Below are 23,658 nucleotides of genomic sequence, written 5' to 3'. Positions count from 1 at the left end.
GGCTACACCTTGATCCTGATCATTTGTCGTATGGTCAGAACGCCCACTATCATGAGGGCAATGCCTCCCTTCAACATGAACAGCCCGCGCGGATGCTCAAAGAGCAGGTTCAGATACTCAGGGTTCAGCATCTGTATGATGCCGCCGATGGCAATGGGAATGAGGATGAGAATAATGGCGGAAATGCGCGCCTCTGCGGAGAGAACACGCACTCTCCCCATCAGTTTGTGGTGTTCTCGGATCAGGTGGGCGATGGTATCCACTATTTCCGCAAGGTTGCCGCCGACTTCCCGCTGAATGATGATGGAAACCGCGAAGAAGCGCAGGGATGGCAGGTCCACTCTGTTCATGAGGTTGGTCATGGCCTTTTCCAGACTGACGCCGAAGTTGATTTCCTGCAGGGTCTTTTCGAACTCGTCTCCAAGGGGAGCATCATATTCCTCCGCGATCAGTGTCAGGCCGGAAGGAAGCGCATGGCCGGCCCGCAGTGCGCGTGCCAGCGTATCCAGTGCGTTGGGGAGCTGCTCAAGGAACTTGGTCATCCGGATTTCCTTCGCACGTCGTACAAGCAGCCATGGGAATATGGCGGTCGCCACGGCGATTGCCAGGGGAGCGAACGGTATTGAGACGAATAGTACTGCCAGCACGAAAGCGACAATCGACAGCAGTGTGCTCAGCAAGAGGAATAGCCAGGTACTGATGGGCGAGTCCGCCTGCAGCAGTAACAAATGAATGGCACGGGCGGGTGGAAGCTGCTTCAGCAGCGCGTCAACCCATGAAATGGGCGCAAGCCGGTCCTGCTTCAGCAGGCCGTTGGTCCCGTATTCGTTCTGCGACTTGAGTCGCTTCACCCGACCGGTGATGCCGGTGGAGTGTCTGTGGGCAAGGCTGATAAGGCCGATTGTCGCCAGAACCAGAAAGAACATGAACATGGTCATGCTGGCCGCGATTACGACAGGGGGTAAATCCGAGATCATTGTTCACCTCCCAGAGAGTTGGAGGCGGAGAAGAATGAGGAATCAATTTCCACACCCTGTGCCTGCAGTTTTTCCATGAACTTGGGCCGGATTCCCATCATTCTGAAATGCCCCTTCACCTTGCCGTCCTGTCCTACTCCCACCTGCTTGAACTGGAAGATTTCCTGCATGGTGACGATTTCTCCTTCCATGCCTGTAACTTCCTGCAAGCTTGTCACCTTGCGGCTGCCGTCGGCGAGGCGGGCCGTCTGCAGAACCACGTTGATAGCTGAACCCATGAAGCGGCGAATGGATAATGTGTCCATGCTTACGCCGGACATGGATACCATGGTTTCAAGTCGCATGAGGGCGTCGCGGGGGCTGTTCGCGTGGATGGTGGAGAGCGAACCGTCATGGCCTGTATTCATGGCTTGCAGCATGTCCAGCGCCTCCCCGCCGCGTACTTCGCCGACTATGATGCGGTCCGGACGCATACGCAGGGCGTTTCTTACCAGATCCCGGGGCGTTACTGCCCCCTTGCCTTCAATGTTGGCGGGGCGGGTTTCCATTCGTACCAGATGTATCTGCTTCAGCTGCAGTTCCGCAGCATCTTCTATGGTCAGGATACGCTCGCGCTCGGGGATGAAGCGCGACAGCACGTTGAGCAGGGTCGTTTTGCCGCTGCCTGTTCCCCCGGAAATGAGCACGTTGAGGCGGGCTTTGACGATGCCTTTGAGGATTTCACTTATGCCGACATCGGGAAGAGAGCCGAACTTGATCAGGTCCTGCAGTTCGAGCGGGTCGGCGGAGAACTTACGGATGGAGAGCGCGCTGCCGTCCATAGCAAGTGGGGGGATGACTGCATTGACGCGGCTGCCGTCCAGAAGTCGTGCGTCGACCATGGGGGTTGCTTCGTCAATGCGTCGGCCCACTTGGGCCACGATGCGGTCTATGATCTTGCGCAGGTGTTCTTCATCCTTGAATCTGCTTGGGGTGAGCTCCAGCAGTCCGTTCCGTTCCACGAAGATCTGCCGGAAGGAGTTTACCAGCACATCGTTGATCTGGGGGTCCTTGAGAAACGGTTCAATAGGACCAAGTCCGAGGATTTCGTCCTGCACCTCGTTAATAAGCATCTTGCGCTCAAGCGCGTTGAGCGGAGCGTGGGAAAAGTCTGTTTCAAGAATCCGTTCTATTTGTCCGGAAAGCTGGGAAGCCAGCATGTCCTTGGGGATCTTTTCAAGCGCGTCGAGGTCGAACACGCCGATCAGGGCGTCATGCAGCTGCAGTTTTATGGCGTGGTAGCCGTCCTGATCAGAGAGGCCCAAATCATAGGTGGGCACTTCCGTTGTCTGAGGGGTCATTTCATTCTTGTTGCCGATGAACTTTGCGAGCCTGTTGCCTATGCCCATAGTACCCTCTCTGTTTCTGCTGCTGGGGGAAACGTTGTTCGTTCGATGGTCCGGGAATCACGAAAGGGGCGACGCTATGTCTATAGCCCTCCGAACAAGCTGGTGCGGGGCCCCTGAATCAACTTGCCGCCGAGGGTGCGAATGCCCTTGGTGGCGATCGATCCGGGGTACGCTTCGAAAAGCGGAATGCCCCTGTTGATAGCGGCCAGAACCTTGTCGGGATCTTCCTGTATTTCAGCAAAGATCTCCTTGCCGGTGATGCTGGTAACCTCTTCCTTTTCGAGAACCGACTTGCTTGAGAAGCGGTTGATGACAAGCTTCATCCTCTCTCCGAGAGGAGGCGAAATCTGCCGGCAAAGGTCTAATGTATACTTGGTGCTGGCCAGAATGGGCAGGCTCATCAGCGAAACCACTATTGGCAAGTCCACCCTTTCCAACGTCATGAGAGTGGTATTGTCCAACATGGATCCGGCATCAATGATGACGATGTCAAATTGCTCCAACGTCCCGAATATGAGTTCCTGTACTCCGTCGGCGTTAATGGTTGACCGTTCCTGCAACGAGGTGGGAGCGGGCAGGACAAACAGATCTTTCTTGTGTTCGAACATCAGGCTCTTGAGAAAAGTGCCGTCCATGCGCCGCAGATTAACGAAGGCATCCTTCCAGCTGTATTCGTGTTCCACATCCATGAACAGGCTCAGGTCGCCGTGCGGACGCGCAAGGTCAATGATGGCGACCTTCTTTTTTTGCTCCAGAAACCAATATGCAAGGCCCACAGCTATGGTTGTTGTGCCCACGCCGCTTCGGGCTCCCAGCACGGCAATACTCTTGCCGTTGGAATCGCCGCCTTGTTCCGTCAGATGCTTGATACGATAGCGTCGCAGTGCAGCAAGGAAGTCGTCCGGGGAAAGTGGCGAAGGAAGAAATTCATCCACACCCATCTGAATGCAGCGGAGCAGCAGGTCCTGCTGATAGTTGCGCGCGGTCATTATCACACCGCCCACAAGTCCTCTACGTTTGAGTTCAAAGGCCTCTTTCAGCATGTGTTCGGCTCTGCCGTTCACTTCGACAAGGACGACGGAATCCCGCTTTTCTCCCGGATCTTCCAGCAGTTGAAAACCGGGGGTGGACACTACGGCCTTGCGCAATTCCTGAGCCTTTTCCAAATCCTGCATGATAATGGATACGCCGATGTTGTTGTCGTTTGTTTGCATGGAGTCCCCCTTCGCTATAGTCTGCTTGAGTCTCGAACGAACTTCAGGATGTATACAAGACAGTCGTCTCCGCCACCGGACCCCGGATCAACCGCCAGAGCGCGGATGAATCTTCCCATCACGTCGTTACCGGACATTCCCTCTATGAACACGGCTCCGATATAGTTCACAAATACGGTGTTTCGCCCCGATTGCGGAGGATTGGCTGGATCGTAGAACGCGATGAGGGCCACTCTCGGGCTGGCCAGGGCGCTGCCATAGTCGCTGCCGCTGACATTGTTGTTGGCGCTATCCCAGTATGCTCCCGGATCAAGTGCGATAAGATCCCGAATCCCTTGGGCTGTGGGGCCGGTCATGTTGCCGGGTTCTAGTTGCATTTCGTCGCCTATGCCTACTGCAACCGCGGCATTGCTGCCGGTACAGCTTGCGATGTTCTCCCTGTAGGATGCTGCCCCCGGAACGGGGGTCGCCTTGTTGAGCGGCGGCAGGTCAATGGCGTTGAATTGCCCGGGGACTATGTTCGAACCGGGGTTCCCGATTTTTAATGTGATCTGCGTGCCGAAATCGGAGTCGGAATAGCCATCCACTACAACGGAGGCCATCTCCAGCGGGTTGCTCGGGGTTAACTCCCCGTCACCGTCATGGTCCGTGAAGGTGAATTTGTCTGGAACCGTGAACGGCTTGATGCATTTTGTGGAGCACACCGGCGCGACCTCAACCCGGGAGGAGGCGGTTACGTTGAGGGTGTCCACGTTCAGCACGCGTCCGAATACGGTGGGAAGGGCGTTGTTCCGGGCGTCTATTCTGCTTATGTTCACATCCACCTGATTTGGGGTGTCCGTATTGGGAGTGCCGTCAAGGTAGAACGTGACGTCGGAGGGCTGCAGCGCCGTGTTCGGGGCATCATCCGCCACCAGATTGTTGTGGCCGTAGGCAAGTACTTCGGTCTGTATCTGCTCCAGATCCGAGCCGTATTCTATGAGGCCTTTTCCGCCAACAAGCGCGGCGATGTCTGCCGCTTTTTGCAGGGCCCCTTTCTTGACATGCCGGTAACCGACATCAATGCCCAATGCCACGAAGCCTATGACCACAACCAGCGTGATAGCCATGATGGCGCCAATGGCTCCGCGTTCCTGATGGATAAAGTCTCTCATGCGTTGTTTCATGACGAGCCTCATGGTTGTGAATATACGGCCCTTGCCGTCACGTGGTCTGAAAGGGGCAGGCCGGGTAGTTTGAATATCGGGAAGTTCGGAATTACATACGTAAGCTGCAACGTCTTTGTTTCGCCGGCTTCGTCTGAGGTTGTAGATATCGAAACCGTCAGTGCGTTGGTGTCGAGTCCGGCATCCTGCAGCACGCGGGCCACAGGGGGGGTGTAGGCTTCGCCGCGCATGATGCTTACGGCCCCCTCACGGGCGGCTCTTTCAAGCACTACATGTGTATGCACAAGCCTGCCCACATCCACCAGTCCCGCAAGCAGGGGAATGAGAATGAACGCCAGCACCAGAGCGAATTCCACTGAGACGCTGCCTTTGCTGTCTGAAACCATTCGCATGTGTATTTCCCCTCCTTCCGTTCGCGGGTGTCCCCGTCATCGTTCAGAACGCATTGTTACGGAATAGCTGATGGACTCCATGTTGAATGCATCTGCTATAAAGTTCGGAAGAAACAGGAAGTTGAACGTAATCGTGACAGAAACCGTTGTGGTCGCAGGAATGGTGGCGGTGTTCTCTACAATCTGCGGTTCTCCGGCCAAAGGCCAGTTGTGCAGATGGAAGTTGATGACATCGTTCACCTCCTGCGTGGTTACTCCTTCCAGCACGGCCAATCGGGCGGCTTCGTTGGCCGCATGCGTTACTGCATGCTCGGCCCAGTAGAAGCGCCCAATGTCAATGATGCCGAACAGCAGGAGCACCATCAGGGGAAGCATAAGGGCCGTTTCCACTGCGGTGGCCCCATGCTGCCCTCTGAATAGCGAACGGATTCTCATAGGGCCTCCCTGGTTACTGTGAGGAGGGTGTAAGGCTCAGGATTCCTGCATTGCCTTGTGGTCCGGGCAGGGTTTCAGCATTGTCCTTCCGGTAATTCTTGATGATCTCCTCCTGTTTCTGGCCGTCCATCAAGGGCGGGCCCACCGTTACCGGGGGAGCTGCCTCTCGCTGCAATTGAGCGGCATTCCTTACGGAGTCCCCCATGGGGTCCATCACATGCCGGTCGCGCATTTCAGTCTGTCTGCATCCGCCAAGCAGGAGCACTGCACACGAAACGATGCAGAGTGTAATGGTTGTAATTTTCATGATAATCTCCTCTTTCTACTCTGCAGACATGGTGTGCCCGACTTCGCCATCAAATCCTTTGAGGCTGGTGATGCCGGAAATCTGGGTATCCGCCTGTGCATTCGAGTTACTCGTACCGTTAGAGGCGGGGGGAGCAGGGTCTCCCTGCATTTGCCCGAAGAGATAGAACTCTATGTCGTTGGGTTCGATCACCTTCTCCGTGGGCAGTGAGAGTTTGTTGCCGTCCACGGGTTCAACCAGATGAGGCGTTACGATTACGACGAGTTCGGAGAGGTTCTTCTGGAATTCGGAACTGCTGAACAACGCGCCCAAAACGGGAACGTCGCCGAGCCCGGGGAACTTGGCTATGCTTTCCCGCAGAGAGTCCTTGATGAGCCCTGCTATGGCGAAGCTTTGTCCGGCACCCAGTTCCACGTTGGTTTCCACCCTGCGGGTGGTGATGGCCGGAATGGTCGCGCCGTTAAGGGTTATGGCGTTGGTGGCGTCCAGTTCGGAAACTTCAGGGCGAACGGAGATGTTGATACGGCCATTCCCGAGCACGGTGGGCTTGAATTCCAAGCCCACGCCGAAGGGGCGATATTCTATGGCAACCGTTCCCAAGCCCTGAGGGATGGGGATGGGGATTTCGCCGCCAGCGAGGAAGCTGCCGCTCTGACCGCTCTGGCATACCACGTTGGGTTCAGCCAGTACCTTGATGAGGCCGTTCTGCTTCAGCGCGTCAATGAATACGCTCCAGCTGGCTCCGGAATTTCTGAAGGTGAAGGCCGAGCCCACCTTGTTGGACAGTCGGAAGTAGCCCTCATCGTCAAAGCCTGTGAGGGAGTTGAGGAACGAATAGAAGACTTCCCCGTTCAGCAACTGCCCGGCATTGAGGTACGCAAAGTTGAAGCCCAGACGCTTGAGGACGTTTTTGGATACTTCCGCCACGCGGACTTCAAGCATTACCTGCTGTACTCCTCCCACGGAGAGCAGGTTGATGACCTTTTGCGGAGCAAAGGCCTCGGCGAGGGAAACCGCTATGGAAACGCTCATGGGATTGTTCACGATACCGGAAAGCGTCACGGACTCGTTGGCCGAATCGATACGGATGTCGGTTTCTTCCGGAAGCAGTTTGCGCATCATTTCCTTCAGCCGGGTCACGTCGCGGGTGACAAGCACGTCAAAAACATGGAGCAGGTTGTCGTTTGCGCCCCATAGCGAGAGCGTGGTTGATCCCATGGCTTTGCCGTTCAGGTATACCTGTTTCCTGCTCAGCAGGGTGACGTCGGCGATTTCCGGGTTTGCCACGCTTATGCGGTAGATGTTCCTTTTGCTTTCAAGCACGAGGGATTTACCGGTCTGAACTTCTATCTGCTTGATATTCTCAAGGGAAAGCAGTTTGTCGGATTGAGCATGGACGCAAACGGGTACCATGGCTGCCAGACAGCACAGCGACACCAGAACAACGATCTTTCGAAGTATTGGATACCTTCTCACGGGAGACTCCTTTGGCCTGCGCCTACTTCAGATGAACGGTCTGTTTTTCGTTTCCCTTGAGGACCTCGACGCGGTAGCCTTCGCGCTCCTTGCGCGGGATAGCCTTTACCGTGCTTGGCTCCTTCCCTCTGTAGGCGGAGAGGGCCTTTGCCTGATCCGCACCCTCCGTCAGAACAGTGGTCGCGTCTGCGTTGTGGCGAAGCGCAAAATGCAGGGAGCCGCTGCTGGCCGCCAGTGCCAGGGTTTCGCTTTCTTCAGGCGTTACCTCGAGCGTATACACGTCAACGGAGAAGGGCTTCTGCCCGTCACGGTTGGCGGACAACTCTTCACCGGTTGCAAGTACCTTCAGGTTTTGCAGAACAACCTTTGTTATCAGCTTGTCATTGACGTGCATGGTTGCCAGCACATCCACGATATCACCAGGGCGGATGAAACCTGAAAGGCCGAGCACCTTGTTGCCCTTTACGGCAACAGCTCGCTTGCCGGGGGTGATAAGCGCGCCGACGCCGCTTTGCTTCACATCATCTGAGGCGAGGCGCAGGGAAGAGATCGGCTCGCTTGCTCCTATGGGTTGCACGGCGACTCGCCCTTCCACCTCTTTCAGTTCGGAATACGTCGTCTTGGGACGTGAGGAGGCAAGGTATCTGACCGTATTTAGCATCTGCTTGTCGATTCTGGTTCCCGGCGCAATGTCTACTGAAGCCACCACCACGGGGACCGTCTGCGATTCGGAAATTTCGGTTATCACTTCCCGTGGACGCGACTGTAGCCAATCTAGGGTCACGTATCCCGTGATCACCGCAAGCAGTGCTGCAATGCCGAGTTGCAGAAGGATTCTTTTGATATTCATGACATTCTCCCCAAGAGGTTGAGTATCAACAAGTCTGGGTGATATTGATACAGTGCCATGGTTGTCAGGGTGCCTGCCGTTATTGCGAGCCCGTAGCAAAGCATGGGCATGTCCGCTTTGTTGTTCTCAGGAAATGTTTCCAATCGTCTGCTTCCCAAGGCCACCGCGTACCATGCGATGAATCGTTTAAAAAATGATCTCAGGGCATTCTTGTGAAGCATCATGACAATGAGCGCATATATTCCGCCTGCTATGCTGGTGAACAGAAAGGCAGCCAAAGCGCCGTTTGGCCCCAGGCAGGCGCCCACAGACATCATCAGTTTTACATCTCCGGCTCCCATTACCCCTATTGCATATGGGATAAACATTGTGCCGAATGCGATTGCCATGCCTGATATTGAAAACAAGATTCCTGAGAATCCGTCGTAATATCCATGAATCAAGATGAATGCGATGATTGAAGGAAAGGTTATCGCATTCGGAATTTTCTGCTTGCGTATGTCGAATGCAGAACTGAGCAGCAGGCAACTGATGAGAATGTATTCCATTGCTGTAAAGCGTTGCAGGCGGCCAGGGGCCGCCTGCATCAACTGTAGATGTTTACGGCAGGTTGCTGTTCACTGTGTTGAATCCAGTGTTGACCTTGCCGCCCAGGATCTTGACGGTGCCGACGATAACCGCTGCAATCAAGGCTACGAGAAGGCCATACTCAACAGCGGATGCCCCTGTTTCGCTAGTGAGAAACGTCTTGAAGGTCTTGTTCATACTCAACTCCCAAGAATTCGTCCCGTTAGTGGAATAAGATGCAATAGGTCTCTTGCATCCTCATATTTGTATCTTGAAAACAATACTGTGCTTGCGCTTCAGTTTGTTTGTGGCAATGTTCATGTTTATGTCGCTAGTTTTGCTTTTTGGGTTTTAATATTCTGTTATTATTGTTTGTTTTTGTTGTATGTGTTTGTGTTGCAAGCGATCAGTGTATTGTTTTGATGTGGTTGTGCTGCACAAATTATGTAATGTTTGAATGTTGTCTTGTTGATAAGTTCTTAATATTTTGCATGGTTATAGTGTTTGTGTTTGTTGTGTGGTTTGTTTGTCATTAGATTTTAGCTGGTTGCTGTTGAATTTGGTTTGTTTGGTTCTGTATTGTTGTGACAGGAAAAAAGAATTTTCCCCTTGTATGTACGATGAGCATTGTTGTTGGTTAGATCAATTATAACATCGAAAGGTCGCTGGGTTTTATAATGCGTACAATTGAAAAAAAACTCATGAATGACGGATGAATGGCGGGGGCTGTTGCCGGGAAGGAGGAATGCGGGGCGATCAAGGGCGGTTTGTCGGGTTAGGGGACAGTGTCAGGTGTTGTTCTTTCGTCTTCTGGATCCGAAGCGGATCGGTCTGTGCGGTAGAGGGGGGAACGCAGAAGGGGGGGCATGGAGCGGGCATGGTTGCTGCGAACGAAAGCAACGTTCGTATCATCTCAGATCAGCACGGCAGGAGAGGTTGTGGCGCGCGTAATTATGTGTATCTGAGGTTTGCTTTGGGCAGGGGGGAGCTGTAAAAAGACAAAGGCCGCAAAGAGTACATGTCTGCAATGCGGCCCGAATCTGTATGGTGTCCGTCCATTACGAGAACTGAATGGCAAGGCGGCGTATGGCTGTTTTGGGGGGCGAGTTAACGGTGACAGGCAGTCTGATGGTGACGAGAAAGCCGCCATCCGGACTGTTTTCGCCGAAAACGGAGCCACCATGCCGCATGGCCACATGGCGGGTTATCGCAAGGCCAAGGCCTTTTCCTTCCAATCCATGAGACGATGAGCCGCGAACAAATGGCTTGAAAATGTTCTGCAACTCTTCTGGGGCAACGCCGGTTCCCTGATCTGCAATGCGTATGACGGCTTCGTTGCGTGCTGCGTGCTCGGAAACGGAAAGGGTGACGGAAACCGCTGTGCCCTGCGGGGTGTGCCGGAGGCCGTTTCGGACGACATTCTCAAGCATGCGGTACAGTGTCTCGCGGTTGCCGGAGAGTTCAAGCCCTTCCGGCAGAATGCCGCAGGCAACTCTTTTACATCCAGCCTCGGCTTCGAAACGGGAGTCGTCAACCACCTGTCTGATCAAGGCGGTAAGGTTGACGGTTTCTTCTGGATTCACGGGGCGTTGGCATTTTGCCAGTTCCAGCATTTCGTTGGAGAGGGTGCCCAGCCTGTCGGCATCACGCCGGATGCGGTTGATGAGCCTTGCGGTTTCCGGCGGAACGGAGCGTCCTGCCAGTTCCACTGCGAGTGACATACGCGACAGGGGGGAGCGCATTTCGTGGGATATTTCCCCGAACAGGCGCTGTTGTTCCGCATGCAGCCTGCCCATATGTTCGGCCATGGCGTTGAACTCGCAGGCCAGTTTAGCCAGTTCATCTCCTTTGAAGCTTATGTCCATTGGCACCCTTGCGTCATACTCTCCTCGGGCAAGGCGGCGCAGCGCCTTGCGCATTTCCCGTGCAGGATGCGCCGGAAGCCTTAGCAGCAGGTAGAGTACGCCTATGGCCAGCACAATGGCTGCAAGGCGCAGGCCTGTCCATGCCGCCTGCTCCTCATTCATGTCGCCGGTTTGTGTCAGGCGTTCTGCGATGTAATAGGTTTCGCCGTTCTGGGCGACGAAGGGCATGGCTCTGGCGGTGCGGAGTTCTTTGTCACCGATGTTTTTGAAGAGCATGGGGGTGCCGCCCACAAGCTCCCCTGTGCGGCGGGCTTCTTTCGCCAGAAGCGGGAGTTTGGGTGCATTGCCTGTTGCGATGAGCAGGTGCATCTGGTGGTCAAAAAGCATGTAGACCGCTCCCTCTGCCACATGAGCGGGCAGAGGCGGGCGCCCTTCCTGCGGGAGATTGACGTGCTTCAGGAGCAGCTCGCCGGCAAGGGAAAGTTCCCGCACGACCACGCCTCGTATGCGCTGTGCCATCGGGCCTCGCTCCAGGACGCGTGTGCAGAAGAACATGGCGAGGCTGACAATGCCGATGGCAATGAGTAGTCCCGCCACCACCTTGATCAGCCAACCTCTCATTGCAGTCCTCCCGGCAACCGGATAAACGCGCCTGCTCCTGTGGCCTCAGGGGCGGGGGAGTCTGTGAAGTGATAAAAGTAGCCAGCCCCGCGTACGGTGATTATACGCTCGCCACCGCCGGAAGTCGGGCCGAGTTTGCGCCGGATGTTGCTCATGTGCACATCTATGCTCCGGTCATAAGGGGCCAGCTCGCGGCCCAGTGCCCGGAGGGAGATGTCTTCACGCGAGACCGTGCTGCCGCCTGCATCGAGCAGCATCTCGAGAATGGTGTATTCCGCAAAGGTGAGCACAACCGGCTCTCCGTTGCAGTGAACGGACCGTGCGCTTCTGTCCATGAGCAGGTCGTCAATTGTGATCTGTCTGCCCGAATGGGGGGCTGCGGCTGTTTTGGTCAGTCTGCTCCGGCGCAGTACTGAGCGGATTCTTGCGAGGAGTTCCCTCGGTACAAAGGGTTTGGGAAGGTAATCGTCCGCCCCCATTTCAAGCCCGACAATGCGGTCAACGTCTTCCGCTCTTCCGGTCAGCATGATGACAGGCATCTGGGAGCGGGAACGGATTTCCGCCAGTACGTCAAATCCGTTGGTGTCCGGTAGTCCCACGTCCAGCAGGACAAGGGCAAAAGAGCCGGAGCCGAGCATGGAAAGTCCTTCCAGTCCCGATCCCGTAATACGTAATGAAAAACCCTCCGGAGTAAGGTAGTCGCCAAGCATGGCTGCCAGTTCCGGATCATCATCAATAACAAGAATAGAGTGCATGCCGTTCCCCTGTAGTGTGGCACATTTTTCCCTATGACCGCTCGATAAAAAGGCGTGCAAAATCGGCACCAGCCTTCCCGTCTTCAATATCAAGAATTCTTAAGCAGTATTTTGCATTGCTGAACGCATTCTTATGCGTTGCTTAAGAGACCGTGCAGTCAAATGTGCTTATACATTCAATACGGGAAACAAACGGGCGTGGTTACACCAATGGCACCATGTCCTTACAGAAAACTCCAATAGTGGCGCATTTTCCCTAATCGCTCACGAAAATCGTCAGTATTGGAGGCTGAAATGCACTCGTATTCCCTTTCAGGGCATGATGTTGAGCAGCATGTTCCGTATATATACGACACCTGCAAATCGCTGGTGTCGTCCTGCCTGTTGGGCGATGCCCGCGCGTGGCAGGAGTTCGTGGGTATCTATAAGCCGCGCATAACCAGAACCGTGGCATGGACTCTTTCTCGCAGCGGCATGCGTGACTCGCTGGCTGCGGACACGGAAGACGTTGTGCAGGAAGTGTTTGTGCGCCTTGTGCGTGGCAACTACCGTCTGCTGGAGACGTGGAACCCGGATCGGGGCACGTTCCCTACATGGCTCACGGTTGTGGCACGCAGCGCCACGCTTGACTACCTGCGCGACAAGCGTAGCGGCGCTACGCAGCGGGCTTTGCAGGTGCCGCTCGATGAATGTCCTGAAGATATTCAGGACAGCGTTCTTCCCTCAGGAGAATTACATCTTCCTAAAGGTGTTCTCTCACCTCGTCAGCAATCAATTCTGCATCTCATATTCGAAAAGGAAATGACTGCGGAAGAAATTGCCGCATTTCTCGATATTCATCCACAAACGGTTCGTAGCATTCGACATAGTGCCTTGCAAAAATTGCGACACTATTATGAAGAATGTGAGTCAGAGTCAGTTTCTATGTGCTGATATGCAAAGAAATGAAAAGGCAATATTAAGAATTCAAATATTCAATAAAATCATAGTGTTTGTTGGAGTTATTTGGAGGTGCAAAACTTAATACATTTTCCATGAAGAGACGAAGAGAAAGTAGAAAACATCTTCGGCAGAGCATCAATGGAATGATGCTCGGAACATGACAACATCTTCATGGAGGAAGTAATATGTCATTGGTAATCAATCATAACATGATGGCGGCAAATGTTGCTCGCAACTTGAGCACTTCGTACGGCAAGCTTGAAACGTCCACGCAGCGTCTTTCTTCCGGTCTCCGGATCAACAGTGCGGCGGACGATGCGGCGGGCCTTGCCATTCGCGAGCTCATGCGTTCCGATGTTTCCGCATTGAATCAGGGGGTACGAAACGCCAACGACGCCATTTCCCTTATCCAGACTGCGGACGGGGCGCTTTCCGTTATCGACGAAAAGCTTATCCGTATGAAGGAACTGGCGGAACAGGCTGCCACGGGTACCTATACTTCGGACCAGCGTCTGATCATCGATTCCGAATATCAGGCCATGGCTTCGGAAATAACCCGAATCGCCAATTCTACCGACTTCAACGGCATTCACCTGCTTAACGGCAACCTTTCCAGTTCCACTCACGATGGTAGCAGCCTGAACGCTACGGGCATGCTGAAGGTGCACTTTGGTACCTCCAACGACTCGGCCGAGGATTATTACTACATTCAGGTGGGCACCAGCACTGCATCCGCTTTGGGTTTGGGAAATCAGGCCGTGGCAGGCTCCGCGGGCTACACCATTTCCACCCAGCAGGCCGCGCAGGATGCGCTGGACGCCATTGATCAGGCCATCATTTCCAAGGACAAGATCAGAGCCAACCTCGGTGCCATGCAGAACCGTCTGGAGAACACCATCTCCAACCTGCAGATTCAGGCCGAAAACCTGCAGGCCGCGGAATCCCGCATTTCTGACGTGGATGTTTCTACTGAAATGACGGAATTCACCCGCCAGCAGATTCTTACCCAGTCCGCCGTGGCCATGCTCTCGCAGGCCAACTCCCTGCCGCAAATGGCTTTGCAGCTTATCGGCTAACAGCCGGTGATGGGGAACGTGGGAGCGCCGGATGGGATTGATACCCGGACGGCAAGGCCCGACACCGGAAGGTGTCGGGCCTTTTGATTGCAGAGGGCTGGTGAGGAGATGACAGGGAGTACGGGGTGCTTCCTACTCAAGCTGCCCGAGCAGCGATGACAGCGAGGAGTTGATGTTCTCGTAATTGCCCAGCGAGGCTTCCAGGCGGGCATACTGCTCAATGAGGCGCTGCTGCAACCGTTCGATTCTGTCCTCTTCATCGCCGATATCGTCTTCGGTGTTATCGATGATGGTCTGGTAGTTGTTATCAATGATGGTGAGTGTGCCGGATTCGATGTCTGTAAGGCGATCCAGTTCCTCCAATGTTTCATTGATCTTGCCCTGCCGGATGGCCACATCGCCCTGATGCGTGCCATCCGTGCGGTTGGCAACGCCAAGAATGAGACCTTGCTCGGCATTGCCGGAAAGACCGGTAATGGTCCACGTGTCGGGATCAACCTTGGCGGCGTTGCCGTTGATGGTGGCACTGGTCAGAACGCCGCCGGAGATTTCATACTGCACATCGTACATGCCGGGGGCCGTCAGGTCCGTAATGGATGACTCATAGGTCAGATTGCCGGAATAGCTTACGCCGTCGGACTCTGCGGAGAAGAGGCGGGCTACGGCGTCCGGGTCTTTATCCAGCGCGGCTTCCAGTTCGTCGTAGTCCAGAACCAGCAGGCCGAAGTCGGTGGAGTTCTGGTCCGTCTCCGTGGATATACCGACCTGTGACAGGCTGCTGAACAGATCGCCTTCGTTGCTGGTGGAGTCGTAGCGCTTGAACCCCAGGCCGACGCTGGCGAGAATGTCCTGCAGGTTCTGCTCCACTATATCCATGCCGTAGTTGCCGCGCACTGCGTAGAAACTGGTTTTTTCGTCGTCGTATTCTTCGTCTTCGCTGGTTTCATCCAGCGCGGCGATGGCGGAGCGGATCTCGTTGGTCAGCGATATGAATTGTTCGATGTTTCCTATGATGGCTTCCGTGTCCGTCACCACGCTTATCTTTTCGCCCTCGCTGTCCGTGACGTCGTAGAGCGTGAGGGTAAGCCCGTCCACCACGTCATCGATGACGTTGGTTTCCCGTTCGATCCATGCGGAAGCATCAGGGGGATAGCCGTCCACCTTCAGTTGGGCGTTCTGCGCGGTCTGCGTCTGCACGAAGTCGGATGAGGTAAGGCCCGTCATGGTGGAACCGGTGACGTTGATGGTGTTGTCCGCGCCGAGATCCATGCCCCTGAGTTGCAGGTGGTATTCGCTCCCGTCGTTGACGAGGCTGGCCCGAACGCCGTCGTTGAGGCCTTCGTCCGCGTTGATGAGGTTGACGAAGGTTTGCAGGGTGGTGCCTGCAGGCACATCAATGGAATAGCTCGTGCCTGCGTAAGTCAGGCTGAACGTGGAGTCTGTTGTGGTTATGACATCAGAAGAGGAGGACCAACCGTAGGAGCCTGACCAGATGTCGTTCTGGGCAAGCTGATTTACGACCACGGAATGCGTTCCCTCAATGGCGTCCGCGTCCGCAGTTACGCCGAGGACGGATGAATCCGTGCTGGTGGCGGATTTGGTGAGAAACTTGCCCATGGAATCCAGGTCTTCCAGCGCGGTCTGATATTCCAGCAGCTTGGTGTTGATGTCCTGCACCAGAGCCTGTTTTTCAGTCCATTGCTCAACCCACGCCTCCATCCGGTTGAGGCGGTGGCTTTCAAGGTTCACGGTGGCCTCGATAATGGAGTCGAAGTCAGTGCCGCTGCCGAGCCCCGTGAAGGTTATGGAACCGGACCAGTATTCCGTCATGGCCGTATCCTCCGTAACGCTAGAGATAGTCCATCAGGCTCATCTGCATGAGCTTGGATGATGTGGACAGCACGGATTCGTAAATATACTGCGCCCGTGCGAGGTCTGTGGTGAGCTGCGTCAGATCTGCATCCTCAATGGAGGAGATATTGGCGTTGGTGGATTCCTTGCTCATGGCCACGGCTTCCTGTGCGAACTCCACGCGGACCTCTCTGCCGCCTATGGTGCCCTGCGCAGTGGAAAGGGTTTCGTGCGCGGCACTCAGGGCGTCGATCATGTCCGCTATGCCTTCCTGATCGTTCGTTTCCAGAAAACCTATGAATTTTCCGATGGATTCGAAGAGATTTGCCGGTGTGTCCAGAATGGTGCTGGTGTCGTTGTCGTCCACGCGCCCGCCGAAGATGTCCGCCCCTATGCTGTTTATCTGCACGCTGCTGGAATTGCCGATATCCAGATAGAGCGCTGCGGAGTGGGGTTCCACGATGAACTGGTCTCCCGCCACTACCGCTGACCCTCCATTGGACGCCAGCTCCAGAAATCCCCCCGGTACGGCGAAGGTGGCGTTGGAGGTGACGTTGCCGTCCACCCACGTGGCCCCGCGATCCAGACTGTAGGAGTAGCTTATCGGGCCGGGAAGACTGGCGTTTGAGGCGATGCGGATGGCGACGGAGGAGTCGAACACGCCGTCTGCCGTGGCGGTGACGGTTGAGCTGCCGTAGTGGTAGACCGTTTCATCCCCTTCCGTGTCGCCGGTGTAATAGGCTGCGGGCCGTATCCACACGGCAGTGCCGTCGCCCTCTCCGGGTGTCTCCGTGGCGGTGACCACGGAGCCGGACAGCATTTCTGCCTTGGCGGTGCCAAAATCAAGTTCGGTGTCGCCCGCTGCGAGGGTGGCCGTCTGCCATGTGCTGCCTCCGTCCGTGGTGTAGCGGTAATCGATCTCATCCACGCCCACCGTGCCGGACTCCGCAAATTCCACATAGATGGTTGAAGAGGTAGAGCCGGAAAAGGCCACGAACGAGGCGTCCGACAGTGTCTCGTCGCGCACTGTCGCGCCGAGTCCTATTTCATAGGCATTGGTGTCCGTCATGGAGCCGGCGAAGATGGAATCCCCCGCGTATTCGGTGTTGGCAATGGCCAGCATCTGCCCCATGAGTTCGCGGGCTTCTTCCGCGATCATGCTGCGCTGGCTGTCCGTAAGTGTACCCGTGGCGGCCTGTTCCGCCAGTTCTTCCAGTCTGGTCAGCACATCGCTGGCCTGATTGAGTTCATCATCTGCCAGTTGCAGCCAGCCCAGAGCGGTATTCATGTTCTCGTCGTACTGATCTAGGCGCGTCAGGTATGTTTTCAGGTCTAGCGAACGCGACATGCCGCCGGGATCGTCTGAGGGACGGTTTATGGTCTTCTGCGAAGCGTTCTGCTCGTTCAGGCGGATGATCTCTGAAAGAGAGTTGTTCATGTACCGTACCGAGGAATCGAACAACATGCTTCTGGCGATGCGCATAGGGTGTTCTCCTCTATGACTTCAGCGAAAGAATGACATCGAACATCTCGTTCGCCGTCTGAATGAGCTGGGCTGCAGCCTGATAGGACTGTTGATAGCGGGTGAGGTTGGCGTATTCTTCGTCAAGGTTCACGCCGGAGACTTCCTGCTGTAGGGTGTCCAGCTGGGTGGCCACGGCGCTGGAATAGGTGTAGCTGCGCGAGGCTGTGTCCATATCCGTGCCCACCTTGGAGACGAGGGAGTGCAGGTGTTCGCTGAGTGTCTGGGATGAGGAGGAATGGATGGTATCCAGCTCCACATCCGCCTCGGCCAGACCGGCCATGGCCAGCGCATTGGTGTTGTCGCCGGAGGCAACCAGTCCTGTGCCGTCCACGACGCTGGCATTGATGCGGCCCGAGTCGGCAAGGAGTCGGGAGTCCACCTGAATGTCGGTAATGCCGTCACCGGAGAAAAAGGTGTTTATGCCCGTTGCGGCTAGAATGCCCGTGGTGTCGCCGGCAAACTCGAACTCCACACCGTCCGCGGCCTGAATGGACATGCGGCCGTCCGTGACGGAGGCGGTGAGCTGGCCGGAGAAGGTGGCGTTGATGGCCGCTGCCACGTCGTTCAGCGAATGCTGGGTGGGGTCAAAGCTGTCCAGCCCGGGCGGAACGATGGAGCTGAAATCAAGTGCTGTTACGCCGAGCGTGTTGCCTGTGTCTTCATCGTACAGGGCTATGGAAAGGCCGCCTGTTGTGAGCTTGTCCGCATAGGCGAGCTGGGTGTTTGCAAGCGGGATGGAAGCATCGTTCACGGCATTTACGGACTGCACGTTGGTATAGTGCTCCGTTCCCGCGCCCTGACTGTGCTGGTAGTTCATCTGCCAGATCAGCTCGCTGGCAAAGGCGTCCATCTCTTCCATGTAGGCGGTGATGGACTGGTCGCGAACCTGCAACAGCCCTGCAATGCTGCCGCCGCTGAGTCTGTTGCCGCTGTCGGAGGACGAGTCTGCATAGGGAGTGATGTTCACCTTGTCGGAGGTGGTCTTGTACCAGTACACGCCGGACTTGGGCACGATGGTGAACTCGTCGCCTGCGGAAACGTTGGTGGTGGCCGTGGCGTTGGCGTCACCCGCCGTGCCGAACCATACGGAGACGCCTTCAATTGTGACGCGATTGTCGTAGTCGCCTGCGGTGTAGGTGAGTTCGTTGCCGTTGTCGTCGGTGAGCCACGTCCTGCCGCCGTCCACGGATACTCTGAAGGTGGCCGCACCGGCAGACCCGTCTGTGGGGCCGGAGGTGACAAAGTCTATGGTCAGTTCGTTGGCTCCGGTACCGTCAAAGTAGACCTCTCCGTCGTAGGTCGAGCCGGAAGTCAGTTCCTTGGTGGATTGCGGGCCTTCGTAGGCCAGCGTGTATGCGTGGGAGCCATCCACCAGCGTCTGGCCTTCCGCCGTGAGCACTGTGTACTGGCCGTTCTCCTGATAGATGACGTTGACGTCCAGCAGGCTGGAGAGCTCGCGTACCGCCACATCCATGGCGTCCTGTAGTGTTGCGTCGTTGCGGTTGCCTACGATGGTGGCGTTGTAAGCTGCAATGGCCGAGAGAAGGTCGTTGGCTTCATCCACCTGATCGGCAATCTCTGCGTCGGCAGCCTCGCGGGCCGCATCCAGAGAGGAGTTCAATGAACGCAGCTGGTCGGCAAGCGTTGTGGCGTATTCCGTCAGCTCAGTACGGTAGGCGTCGCTGGAGGCGTCCTGCGCAAGTGCGCTCAGGCTGGTGAAAAATTGGTCCAGTGCGGTGGAAATGCCGTAGTCGTCGCTTTCGTTGAACAGCTCTTCCACGCTGGAGAGCGACTCCGCCTGCTGGCCCCAGTAGCTGGTTTCACTGTTGGAGGCGAGATACTGCTTTTCCACATAGTAGTTGTAGTGTCTTGCGATTTCCTGCACGTCCGCGCCGGTGCCAAGGTAGAGAGAGCGATAGCGGATGCTGTCTGCCGTCTCATAGGTGACCGTCTTGCGGCTGTAGCCCTGCACGTCCGCGTTGGCTATGTTGTCGCCGGTTACGCTTATGCCCACCTGTGCATTCATCAGGGCCTGCGTGGCTAAGCTGTAGATTCCATTGATGGTCATGAAAGCACCTCGTTCTTGCGCGGCTGCGCGGGCGAAGCTGTGATAAGCGCGCCGCCCTTGGACTCTCCGGGAGAGTCCGGCACGGGGGAAACCGGGCGGCACGCTTCAGGGGACGTTATGGATAACGAAGGGGAGAGCCGCGCCATGCACGCGGCATGTGGCGTTATGGTGCGCGGCCTTTATTTCCGCCCGGCGTTTACCGTTTGAGGTTGATGGCTTCCTGCAGCATGGCGTCGGCGGTGGTAATGACCTTGGCGTTGGCTGAATACCCGCGCTGCGTGGTGATGAGGCGCACCATCTCTGTGGACATGTCCACGTTGGATTGCTCCAGAGTGTTTGCCGCAATGGATCCGAAGCTGGATGTGTTGGCTCTGCCCACGCGGGCCGACCCGGACTCCGTTCCTTCCGAGTAGAGATTGCCGCCTTCCAGAATCAGTCCCTGCGGGTTGTTGAAGTCCGCAAGCGCCAGCACGAACAGGTCCAGGATCTGGCCGTTGGAATACTGGCCGCTCACCACGCCGTCGCGGTCAACTTCAATGCTTTGCAGATAGCCGGTGGCGTAGCCGTCCTGACTCTGGTCATAGGTGGAGGAGGCGGAATCGTAGGCCGTGCTTGCGCCTGCCTGCAGGTCTACCTGATCAAAGGTGGTTAGCGAGGAGAAGGTGTTGCCGATGGCGGCGGCATTGGAGGCCACACCTGTTGCCCAGCCGGTTCCCTCGTTCTTGATGCCCAGATTGAGCTCAATGTTCAGGGCACTGGCCGCACTGGTGGTGCTGGCGTTTGGCGAGCCTGAGAAATTGGCCGTGAAGACGGGGTAGCCATCTTCCGAGAATTCCGAGGGCGTCCAGTTGGTCAGGTCGTGCAGGTCGCCCGTTGCCGTGGAGGCCAGCGTGAAGGCCGTCATGCCCTGCAGGATGCCGGAGGAGTTGAAGGTGAGCGTGCCTGTCATGAGCAGACCCGCGGCGGATGTGGTGTTCAGGTTCTGGCCGTCAATGATGCGTCCGTCGTCGGAAGGATCGCAGGTAACCACGTACTCCCATACCTGATAGCCGCCCGCCTGACTGGTCACGGCATCGTCTTCCACCTTGTCGAAATAGACGGTCAGTTCGTGCGCGGAGCCTGCTTCGTCATAGACGGTCATGGTGGTCTGGTAGGCATACTGCGTATCGCCTATGGGCGTTTCGTCCAGTCCGTTCCAATCATTGAAGACGGAGAAGAACGGGTCTGCGGCATCATTGTTGTTATCGTCATCAGACTTGTCGAGGTTCACGGAAAGATAGACCGACGAGGTCGCGGAGGGCGGTGACTGGTACGAGGTGAGCTGCAGCGAGGTGAGTGCGCCCTGTGTCTGCACTACGCCGTTGGACGAGGTGGTGGACGCCGCCTTCCATCCCTGCACCTGATAGCCGTGTGCATCCACCAGATAGCCGTACTGGTCGAACTCGAAGTTGCCCGCACGGGTGTAGTAACGGTCGCCGGTGGTGGGATTGTTCACCATGAAGAAGCCGTTGCCGCCGATGGCTACGGCTGTGTCGCTGGTGGATGCTTCGTATGAACCCTGCGAGAAATCCTGATAGATGGTGGCTACGGTTGCGCCGTGACCAACCTGATTCAGGCCGTTCGCCGTGGAAACCGTGGAATAGAACACGTCTTCGAATTGTGTGGTCGCGGACTTGTAGCCGATGGTGCTTGAGTTTGCGAGGTTGTTGCCGATGACCGACATGGCCTGGCTGTGTACCGTCAGGCCGGAAATGCCCGCATACATGGAACCGCTGATACTCATGATAATGCCTCCCGGAGGATGACGGGTTACTGGGTGGTGGTGTCGGACGTGCTGCCGGACGTGTTGCTGATGATCTTGCTGACGTAGAGCAGTTCCACAGTCCGGCCGTCGCTCAGTTCAAGCACGGTGGAACCGTTGGAACTGGATATGCCGGTGACCGTTCCGGAGACCTCGGAAGAAACGGAAACGTCGTTGCCGTCTGCATCGTAGGCTTCAAACCCGACGTAGTAGGTGCCGTCTCCGGCTTCGCTGCCGTTGGTCTTGATGCCGTCCCACGTGAAGGTGTGTTCTCCCTCCGTAATGGAGCCGAGGTCCACGCTGGCCACAATGTCGCCGTCTTCGTTGTAGATGTGGGCCGTGACGGACTCGCAGTCTTCAGCGGGGGTGAAGTAGACATCCGTACAGCCGTCATCGCTCTTGCTGATGGAGTAGCCGGCGGCCACCACGTCCTGACCGAGATAGGAAACCGCACTGTTCACCGTCATGACGTTCAGGGTGCTGGTAATGCCTTCCATGCTCTCGTTCAGCGATTCCAGTTCTTCCAAACTGGAGAACTGAGCGAGTTCCGCGATCATTTCGGCATCTTCCACCGGGTTCAGGGGGTCCTGATTCTCCAGCTGAGTCACGAGCAGGGTGAGGAAATCGTCTCTTCCCAGATCTGATGATGCACTGTCCGTGGAGGCAACGTAAGCTGCGTTGTTGTATGAGACTGCGTCAATGTATGACATGGCACACCTCGTCTATTACAAGGTTTGATTTATAATGTTTCACGTATGCAGATGCGCAGTTCGAGTATGTCTGTTCTGCAGTCTCTGCATGAGGCCATGTGGCTTTCAAAACTTTTTCTGAGTTTTGCAGGGAGCATCTTGTCAATGTATCCTGCTGTTTCATTGTATCCGGGGCAGAATGTGGAGGTTCTTGATAATCCCTCGTCCATTGAGCCACCCCACATTTCAATTCCTGAATCACAAAGAGAATTTCTATTCTTCATGAAGGCGTTCCTGTTTGTTTTGGTTCGCTTTGTAATAGATACGAATGCGGGATGTGGTTTCATCCATTAAGAAAGCATTATGTATTGCAAATTGATGCAATGGATTGTTTTGCATCGTTATGTAATCTTTGGGAGTGTTAAGGCTGGGGGGCTGAGGGAGGTGAATTGTTCAGGCCGGGGATGGCGTATGGGGAGGAGGGGGAGAGAAAGGGGGGGGTGAGTGTGCTCTGGAAGTGTGTCAAAACAGAAAAGGCCTTACGGAGTTACCCGTAAGGCCTTGTTTTCTTGCAAAGCAGCAGTCGGAATCGAAATGGCGACATCCGGCTGTCTGCCATAATTCGTCGGTTAGCCTTGGCCTGTCCTGATGCGTTCTGCCCTCATGTGCGCGGCCGACAGAGGACATGGATGGCTTAGAACTCGTTGTGCAGCTTGAGCAACAGGCGGAGCAGTTGGTTGGTAAAACCTGCCTCATTGTCGTACCACGCCAGCAGGCGGACCATTGTGCCGTCGGTTACATAGGTCATTTCTTCGTCAACAACCGAGCCGTAGGTGCTCCCGGTAAAGTCTGATGAGACGAGAGGTGCCGTGCTGTAGGCCATGTGGTCGTCTGCGGCATCGCGTAGAACCGTGCGGACTTCATTTGTGGTTGTCGGTGTTGCCAACTCGCATACGAGATCGATAAGTGCCACGTTTGCCACAGGAACGCGGAGGGCCGATCCGGAAAGTTTGCCCTGTAGTTCCGGTATGACTTTTTCCACGGTTTTGTGTGTTCTGACAGGCGTGGGAACAATGTTGATCGCACACGCGCGGGCTCGGCGCTGATCAGGGTGGCTGCCGTCGAGAATGCGCTGGCGCATGGTGTAGGGATGCACCGTAGTCATGTTGCCGTGCACAATGCCGAACCGCTTTTCGATATGCTGGATGGGCAGGGCGAGGCAGTTGGTGGTGCAGGAGGCGTTGGATATGATGGTATGGTCTTTCGTGAGGTTGCCGTCATTGACCCCCATGACCACGGTAATATCTGCGTCGTCGGCAGGGGCTGCAATAACAACGCGTTTGGCACCGCACAGTAGATGGCGCTCGGCATGGCGCCTATCCGTGAAGACGCCGGTTGCTTCGACCACGATATCAACGCCAAGCTCTCCCCAATTCCAGTTGTCGGGGGATAGCTGCGAGTAGCGGACGGGTGAGCCGTTTACGAGAAAACGCTCATCCCCTTGCTGTTCAACATCCGGAAAACGGCCGTGGACAGAGTCGTATTGCAGAAGATGAACGGCTTCGCCGAGGGGCATGATATCGTTGACGGTCACTAGCTCAAGGGAGGGGGTTTGAGCGAGAAGTCGGGTAAGATAGCGACCGATTCTTCCAAATCCATTAATTGCTATGCGTGTGGTCATTGGTCTGGTTCG

Annotated in this window: 22 protein-coding genes; 2 read left to right on the top strand and 20 right to left on the bottom strand. The window is 55.8% G+C overall.

Annotated features, from left to right (window positions below; genetic code table 11):
• Positions 1-2: 2 nt before the first annotated feature.
• From N1030_RS07445 to N1030_RS07385, 13 genes are all read right to left on the bottom strand, one after another.
• Positions 3-977: a type II secretion system F family protein gene (locus N1030_RS07445; RefSeq protein ID WP_265828624.1), complete on the bottom strand. Its 975-nt coding sequence runs from the start codon at positions 975-977 to the stop codon at positions 3-5.
• A complete protein-coding gene (locus tag N1030_RS07440; protein WP_265829034.1) occupies positions 974-2,317 on the bottom strand; it encodes a TadA family conjugal transfer-associated ATPase in 1,344 nt (447 codons plus the stop codon). The genes N1030_RS07445 and N1030_RS07440 overlap by 4 nt, the downstream gene beginning before the upstream one ends.
• A gap of 128 nt (positions 2,318-2,445) precedes the next feature.
• Positions 2,446-3,579: a CpaE/TadZ family protein gene (locus N1030_RS07435; RefSeq protein WP_265828622.1), complete on the bottom strand. Its 1,134-nt coding sequence runs from the start codon at positions 3,577-3,579 to the stop codon at positions 2,446-2,448.
• A gap of 14 nt (positions 3,580-3,593) precedes the next feature.
• Positions 3,594-4,745, bottom strand: coding sequence for a TadE/TadG family type IV pilus assembly protein (locus N1030_RS07430; RefSeq protein ID WP_265828620.1), 1,152 nt, complete (start codon positions 4,743-4,745; stop codon positions 3,594-3,596).
• Between the two features lie 8 nt (positions 4,746-4,753).
• Complete coding sequence (locus N1030_RS07425) at positions 4,754-5,137, bottom strand: TadE/TadG family type IV pilus assembly protein (RefSeq protein ID WP_265828618.1); 384 nt, start codon at positions 5,135-5,137, stop codon at positions 4,754-4,756.
• 36 nt (positions 5,138-5,173) lie between these two features.
• Positions 5,174-5,572, bottom strand: a complete 399-nt coding sequence (locus N1030_RS07420; RefSeq protein ID WP_265828617.1) for a TadE/TadG family type IV pilus assembly protein — start codon at positions 5,570-5,572, stop codon at positions 5,174-5,176.
• A gap of 13 nt (positions 5,573-5,585) precedes the next feature.
• Entirely contained in the window at positions 5,586-5,879 is a 294-nt protein-coding gene (locus N1030_RS07415) for a hypothetical protein (protein WP_265828616.1), read from the bottom strand.
• Between the two features lie 15 nt (positions 5,880-5,894).
• Positions 5,895-7,355 carry a type II and III secretion system protein family protein gene (locus tag N1030_RS07410; protein WP_265828615.1) on the bottom strand — a complete coding sequence of 487 codons (1,461 nt, stop codon included), beginning with the start codon at positions 7,353-7,355 and terminating at the stop codon, positions 5,895-5,897.
• A 22-nt stretch (positions 7,356-7,377) separates the two neighbouring features.
• Entirely contained in the window at positions 7,378-8,205 is an 828-nt protein-coding gene (cpaB, locus tag N1030_RS07405; RefSeq protein ID WP_265828614.1) for a Flp pilus assembly protein CpaB, read from the bottom strand.
• Entirely contained in the window at positions 8,202-8,753 is a 552-nt protein-coding gene (locus N1030_RS07400) for an A24 family peptidase (RefSeq protein ID WP_265828613.1), read from the bottom strand. Before N1030_RS07400 ends, cpaB begins: the two co-directional genes overlap by 4 nt.
• Before the next feature lie 52 nt (positions 8,754-8,805).
• Positions 8,806-8,970: a Flp family type IVb pilin gene (locus N1030_RS07395; protein ID WP_265828612.1), complete on the bottom strand. Its 165-nt coding sequence runs from the start codon at positions 8,968-8,970 to the stop codon at positions 8,806-8,808.
• Positions 8,971-9,830: 860 nt separating this feature from the next.
• Complete coding sequence (locus tag N1030_RS07390; protein WP_265828611.1) at positions 9,831-11,258, bottom strand: sensor histidine kinase; 1,428 nt, start codon at positions 11,256-11,258, stop codon at positions 9,831-9,833.
• Positions 11,255-12,013, bottom strand: a complete 759-nt coding sequence (locus N1030_RS07385; RefSeq protein WP_265828610.1) for a response regulator transcription factor — start codon at positions 12,011-12,013, stop codon at positions 11,255-11,257. Before N1030_RS07385 ends, N1030_RS07390 begins: the two co-directional genes overlap by 4 nt.
• 294 nt (positions 12,014-12,307) lie before the next feature.
• Between N1030_RS07385 and N1030_RS07380 the strand changes: the two genes are divergently transcribed.
• Together N1030_RS07380 and N1030_RS07375 are read left to right on the top strand one after the other, a co-directional pair.
• Positions 12,308-12,946: an RNA polymerase sigma factor gene (locus tag N1030_RS07380; RefSeq protein WP_265828609.1), complete on the top strand. Its 639-nt coding sequence runs from the start codon at positions 12,308-12,310 to the stop codon at positions 12,944-12,946.
• A gap of 194 nt (positions 12,947-13,140) precedes the next feature.
• A complete protein-coding gene (locus tag N1030_RS07375; RefSeq protein ID WP_265828608.1) occupies positions 13,141-14,031 on the top strand; it encodes a flagellin N-terminal helical domain-containing protein in 891 nt (296 codons plus the stop codon).
• A 132-nt stretch (positions 14,032-14,163) separates the two neighbouring features.
• Here the strand turns inward: N1030_RS07375 and fliD are convergent, their stop codons facing one another.
• From fliD to N1030_RS07340, 7 genes are all read right to left on the bottom strand, one after another.
• Positions 14,164-15,861, bottom strand: coding sequence for a flagellar filament capping protein FliD (fliD, locus tag N1030_RS07370; protein WP_265828607.1), 1,698 nt, complete (start codon positions 15,859-15,861; stop codon positions 14,164-14,166).
• Positions 15,862-15,880: 19 nt separating this feature from the next.
• Positions 15,881-17,365 carry a flagellar hook-associated protein FlgL gene (flgL, locus tag N1030_RS07365; RefSeq protein ID WP_265828606.1) on the bottom strand — a complete coding sequence of 495 codons (1,485 nt, stop codon included), beginning with the start codon at positions 17,363-17,365 and terminating at the stop codon, positions 15,881-15,883.
• Positions 17,366-17,378: 13 nt separating this feature from the next.
• A complete protein-coding gene (flgK, locus tag N1030_RS07360; protein ID WP_265828604.1) occupies positions 17,379-19,475 on the bottom strand; it encodes a flagellar hook-associated protein FlgK in 2,097 nt (698 codons plus the stop codon).
• 196 nt (positions 19,476-19,671) lie between these two features.
• On the bottom strand, positions 19,672-21,258 hold the full coding sequence (locus N1030_RS07355) for a flagellar hook protein FlgE (protein WP_265828602.1): 1,587 nt from the start codon (positions 21,256-21,258) through the stop codon (positions 19,672-19,674).
• 26 nt (positions 21,259-21,284) lie between these two features.
• Positions 21,285-21,986 carry a flagellar hook assembly protein FlgD gene (locus tag N1030_RS07350; RefSeq protein ID WP_265828601.1) on the bottom strand — a complete coding sequence of 234 codons (702 nt, stop codon included), beginning with the start codon at positions 21,984-21,986 and terminating at the stop codon, positions 21,285-21,287.
• Positions 21,987-22,015: 29 nt separating this feature from the next.
• The gene (locus N1030_RS07345; protein WP_265828600.1) at positions 22,016-22,249 is read right to left on the bottom strand and encodes a zf-HC2 domain-containing protein; all 234 of its coding nucleotides are present in this window, start codon (positions 22,247-22,249) and stop codon (positions 22,016-22,018) included.
• Between the two features lie 410 nt (positions 22,250-22,659).
• Complete coding sequence (locus N1030_RS07340; protein WP_265828599.1) at positions 22,660-23,646, bottom strand: type I glyceraldehyde-3-phosphate dehydrogenase; 987 nt, start codon at positions 23,644-23,646, stop codon at positions 22,660-22,662.
• Positions 23,647-23,658: the final 12 nt, after the last annotated feature.

Origin of the sequence: Desulfovibrio mangrovi (genome assembly GCF_026230175.1) — a bacterium.
GTDB lineage: Bacteria > Desulfobacterota > Desulfovibrionia > Desulfovibrionales > Desulfovibrionaceae > Halodesulfovibrio > Halodesulfovibrio mangrovi.
The sequence above is the reverse complement of the archived record's forward strand: the minus strand, read 5'-3'. Positions and strand labels throughout refer to the sequence as shown.

Excerpts from the sequence above, each read along its gene's own strand:
- N1030_RS07445 (WP_265828624.1), bottom strand. The coding sequence starts at position 977 with ATGATCTCGGATTTACCCCCTGTCGTAATCGCGGCCAGCATGACCATG.
- N1030_RS07440 (WP_265829034.1), bottom strand. The coding sequence starts at position 2,317 with ATGACCCCTCAGACAACGGAAGTGCCCACCTATGATTTGGGCCTCTCT.
- N1030_RS07435 (WP_265828622.1), bottom strand. The coding sequence starts at position 3,579 with ATGCAAACAAACGACAACAACATCGGCGTATCCATTATCATGCAGGAT.
- N1030_RS07430 (WP_265828620.1), bottom strand. The coding sequence starts at position 4,745 with ATGAAACAACGCATGAGAGACTTTATCCATCAGGAACGCGGAGCCATT.
- N1030_RS07425 (WP_265828618.1), bottom strand. The coding sequence starts at position 5,137 with ATGCGAATGGTTTCAGACAGCAAAGGCAGCGTCTCAGTGGAATTCGCT.
- N1030_RS07420 (WP_265828617.1), bottom strand. The coding sequence starts at position 5,572 with ATGAGAATCCGTTCGCTATTCAGAGGGCAGCATGGGGCCACCGCAGTG.
- N1030_RS07415 (WP_265828616.1), bottom strand. The coding sequence starts at position 5,879 with ATGAAAATTACAACCATTACACTCTGCATCGTTTCGTGTGCAGTGCTC.
- cpaB (WP_265828614.1), bottom strand. The coding sequence starts at position 8,205 with ATGAATATCAAAAGAATCCTTCTGCAACTCGGCATTGCAGCACTGCTT.
- N1030_RS07400 (WP_265828613.1), bottom strand. The coding sequence starts at position 8,753 with ATGGAATACATTCTCATCAGTTGCCTGCTGCTCAGTTCTGCATTCGAC.
- N1030_RS07395 (WP_265828612.1), bottom strand. The coding sequence starts at position 8,970 with ATGAACAAGACCTTCAAGACGTTTCTCACTAGCGAAACAGGGGCATCC.
- N1030_RS07390 (WP_265828611.1), bottom strand. The coding sequence starts at position 11,258 with ATGAGAGGTTGGCTGATCAAGGTGGTGGCGGGACTACTCATTGCCATC.
- N1030_RS07385 (WP_265828610.1), bottom strand. The coding sequence starts at position 12,013 with ATGCACTCTATTCTTGTTATTGATGATGATCCGGAACTGGCAGCCATG.
- N1030_RS07380 (WP_265828609.1), top strand. The coding sequence starts at position 12,308 with ATGCACTCGTATTCCCTTTCAGGGCATGATGTTGAGCAGCATGTTCCG.
- N1030_RS07375 (WP_265828608.1), top strand. The coding sequence starts at position 13,141 with ATGTCATTGGTAATCAATCATAACATGATGGCGGCAAATGTTGCTCGC.
- fliD (WP_265828607.1), bottom strand. The coding sequence starts at position 15,861 with ATGACGGAATACTGGTCCGGTTCCATAACCTTCACGGGGCTCGGCAGC.
- flgL (WP_265828606.1), bottom strand. The coding sequence starts at position 17,365 with ATGCGCATCGCCAGAAGCATGTTGTTCGATTCCTCGGTACGGTACATG.
- flgK (WP_265828604.1), bottom strand. The coding sequence starts at position 19,475 with ATGACCATCAATGGAATCTACAGCTTAGCCACGCAGGCCCTGATGAAT.
- N1030_RS07355 (WP_265828602.1), bottom strand. The coding sequence starts at position 21,258 with ATGAGTATCAGCGGTTCCATGTATGCGGGCATTTCCGGCCTGACGGTA.
- N1030_RS07350 (WP_265828601.1), bottom strand. The coding sequence starts at position 21,986 with ATGTCATACATTGACGCAGTCTCATACAACAACGCAGCTTACGTTGCC.
- N1030_RS07345 (WP_265828600.1), bottom strand. The coding sequence starts at position 22,249 with ATGAAGAATAGAAATTCTCTTTGTGATTCAGGAATTGAAATGTGGGGT.
- N1030_RS07340 (WP_265828599.1), bottom strand. The coding sequence starts at position 23,646 with ATGACCACACGCATAGCAATTAATGGATTTGGAAGAATCGGTCGCTAT.